This is a genomic window from Shewanella sp. 11B5 (assembly GCF_002836795.1).
In the GTDB taxonomy this organism is placed as follows: domain Bacteria; phylum Pseudomonadota; class Gammaproteobacteria; order Enterobacterales; family Shewanellaceae; genus Shewanella; species Shewanella frigidimarina.
This window is the reverse complement of sequence record NZ_PJAP01000632.1, coordinates 1-3,691: the sequence shown is the minus strand read 5'-3', so window position 1 is coordinate 3,691 and position 3,691 is coordinate 1. Positions and strand designations below refer to the sequence as shown.

Here is a 3,691-nt window from a genome sequence, read left to right as displayed (position 1 = left end):
TCCAGAGCAAGTTTAGCTGCATGGAGCTTTTGCTTCATCAACGAAATTTGAGTTATCGCTGTATTTGACTCTTTCATTTTGCAGTGCCTGCTCTCATTTTCAACTAAAGGCATCTATTGCCGTGATTGGGATATTAATTTAGACAGCAAATGGAATTTATAGTAACTAACCTATCATCGATTAACATTATAGTAATGTTATCTCAATAATGTTGTGCAGCAAATCCAATTACCATACAAAATCTCATAACTGGCTACAATTGCATATTTATTAAACGATTAGTTTTTCGGCCAGTTGATATCTTGGGTGTTACGATTACTTTCCGCACGAATGATGCCGCGATTAAGTGCTTGAGTCAGATTTAAATATAGTGGGCGCATAAAAACAGCCGCTGGTGCAAAATTAAGTGGTCGCAATGAAACATAAGCGGGTTGCTCTGTTATCTCCATTGCTGCAGCTAGTGCGAATTGCAATGTTTCAAATTGTAATTCTGCACTGATGCTGGCATCTGGGTTGCCCAGTAATGGTAAATTAATGTGGCCAATACTGGCATGTTGAACCGCGGATAGGCTAGCAAAGTTAGGAATGGTAAATTGGGTCTCTTGTAATTGTTTAAGACACTCAATGACAGCATGTAAGATATTTTCGGCGTCATATTGCTTATCGAAATAACATGCAATTAATCCTGAACGAATGATAAACACTTCAGTATCTAAATGTTTACAGAACTGGCTATTAAAATGTTGCATTAATGCTACAGACTCAGTGAGGCCAAGCTGAATATCAATATTGTTTAATTTATTAATATTCACTAACGCAAGCGTTTTAGATTCTGTGTGTTTTAGTGTGCTTATCCGTTGAATAAACGCCCTGTAACCTTGTGCTTGTGTTATTGGGTCTATGGTATTTAAACGTTGGGCGTTAAGGTATAAAGTATTTCGTTGCTGAAATTTTCTGTAGATAAATATCAACACGATAATCGCAATACTAAAACCGAGAATTAATACTAAAATGATAAATTGATTGTATTTATTTTTCGCAGTTTGTTGTTGTAGTTTATTTTGCAATAAACCCAGCTCGAATTTTAGTTTTTGTTCAGTGAGTTCAGAGAAATCATTTGTTTGTTCGGATTTTTCTTGCGATGTATTGATCAGTTCAACAATGGCATCGACTGTTGCAAGTGCTGCGTTGGGATTGTTAGTTTTTCGATATGCGGTAGATAAATAGCCTAATGCTTCTGTTTGCACATCATTTAAATGTTTCTTTTTAGCCAGTTCAATAGCCTTACTCGCATGATCAATCGCCTCATTCCACATGCCTTCACTAGTATTTATTTGGGCAAATAGTAGTTCGTTGTGTACTAAGTAATGTTCTACTTTTCGAGCCCTAAATATATCATTTGCACGTTGCATTACGTTCAATGCTGCTTGGATATTATTTAATTTGAAGTAAGCTTCGCCTAAGTTGTTGTAGGTGAGTCCTATGGCTATTTCATTTCCCATACGCTCATTGACTTGCTGGACATTTAAATAATAGTCAATGCTTTTATTCCATTGATCTTGGCCTGCGTAAATCATTGCGATAACCGTTAAGGTCTCGGCTAAGTAGACATCTTGGCCTATCGCTTGAAGTATTTCGGCCGCATTATGAGCATATTTTAGTGCATCATCCCATTGTTCTAAATCTCGGTATGTACGCGCAAGATTAAGTTGTGTATGTGCTTTAATTCCTGGGTAGTCTAGGCTATTAGCTAAACGAAATGCTTCACTATAATGCTGTAGTGACTTGGCTTGATCGCCATTAAGATTGTAATAACGACCTAACTGGGTTTCGGCATCGGAGATAAAATAATTATTGTGTAATTGGTAAGCAATATCGCGGTAACGATTTAAGTGAGAAAATGCTGGAGTAGGTTGAAGGAGCAGTGAATGTAACATGCTGAGTTGTTCATGAAGCGTTGATTTAAACAGCGTGCTTTCTAGACTGACATCTGTGTTTACCATATTCAGCGCATCATTATATTCAACTATTACCTGATTATATTCTTGGTTTTGACGCCCTTTAATCCGCGCTTTAAGCATAATGACGACAGCTTGTTCAAGTGTTGTTGATGCTATCGCGTCTAATTGTGTTATGAGCAATTCGGCATCTTGATATTTAGTTGGCGATGTCAGTTTTGCTTCTAAATTGAGCCTAGCTAATAGCTCTAAATCACGATGGAGTTCATTTGGAGGGTAACTTAATTCATTAGCGGCTTGCTCAAACTCCACATTATTTGAAAATTGTAACGGGAACTCGGTGGCCCTCATTAGCTTTGTATAAAGCTTTTGTGGATTTTCTTTGAACAATATTTCTTGCTGCTCAATATCCCTTGCCGAAACCATTGAACTTAATAGTATCGAACATAATATGACCAAAGAAAAGCAACGCAGCATAGTCAGAAATACCTTTTATAGTGTTAGTTAACGTGGGCTTCATTTCACGTGATATGAATAAATAAACGTACGTTGATCTGATGTTCGTAGAGAGTGTTTTTCACTAAGTTGCAAATTGCCACTGTGTTAATGAGTCTAGATCGTTATAATTGTTCGGAATTTAAAATAAAAACAATAGAATCATACCAGAAGGAACCTAGAGTGAAACCTACTTCTCTTGCAATTTTAACCAGCAGTGTCATTTTTTCGATGAGTTGGGCAATGCCAGCACTTGCAGATGTCGATTACCATATCGATATTAATCAACCTACACACCATTTAGCTCAAGTGAGTGTTTCATTTCCTCAATCGGATTCGGACGTATTAACGGTTAATTTACCGGTATGGCGAACGGGTCGTTATCAAGTATTACCGGTTGCAGATGGAGTAAGATTGTTTCATGCGACCGACAGCAAAGGGAAGTCATTACCTTGGAAGCGTACCGCCAGCGGTGAATGGCAAATCGCCTTAACTAAACCTACATCGGTGAAGGTGACATATCAATTGCATGCCAATGAGCTTGGTGAGCGTTTACGTCACATTGATAGTAGTCATGCTTTTTTAGATGCCAGTGGTGTCTTTATGTATAGCCCTGAATTTCGTCAACAACCTGTTACTGTCAACATGGAAGTACCAGAAGGTTGGAAAAGCTATTCTGGCATGGATAAGGGCAACACATCACATTCATTTAAAGCGGCCAATTATGATGTGTTAGTTGATTCGCCGATAGAAACCGGCATAAACCAGCATGTCAGCTTTGAGGCTGATGGTCGTGATTACGACGTGGTTTTTTGGGGCGAAGGCAATTACGATACTCAAAAAATTGTCGCAGATCTCACTAAAATCAGTGGCCAGGCATCGGCTATTTGGCCTGATTACCCGTTTAAGCGATATGTTTACATGGTGCATGCAACCAGTGGTGCTCGTGGCGCAACAGAACATCTCAACTCTACCATTATCCAACTACCACGATTTAATTTCCGTGAACGCGAAGATTATTTGCGTTTTATTAGTACCGCTTCGCACGAGTTTATTCATACCTGGAATGTTAAAGCTTACAGACCTCAAGGGCTGGTTCCGTATGATTATCAGTCGGAAAATATGACCGATTTACTGTGGATGGCTGAAGGCTCCACCAGTTATTTCCAAAATCAGTTGTTGTTACGCGCTGGAGTGATAACAGCCAAAGAGTTTTTTGACGATTTAAGCCAACGAAT

At 38.6% G+C, this 3,691-nt stretch carries 1 protein-coding gene and 1 pseudogene; one reads left to right on the top strand and one right to left on the bottom strand.

Features of this window, described 5'->3' with window-relative positions; all coding sequences use genetic code 11:
* Positions 1-278: 278 nt before the first annotated feature.
* Positions 279-2,309 carry a tetratricopeptide repeat protein gene (locus CXF78_RS14550; RefSeq protein WP_180957156.1) on the bottom strand — a complete coding sequence of 677 codons (2,031 nt, stop codon included), beginning with the start codon at positions 2,307-2,309 and terminating at the stop codon, positions 279-281.
* A 327-nt stretch (positions 2,310-2,636) separates the two neighbouring features.
* On the opposite strand from CXF78_RS14550, the pseudogene CXF78_RS14545 reads away from it, so the two are divergent.
* Positions 2,637-3,691: pseudogene (locus CXF78_RS14545) on the top strand (M61 family metallopeptidase); the annotation flags it as partial.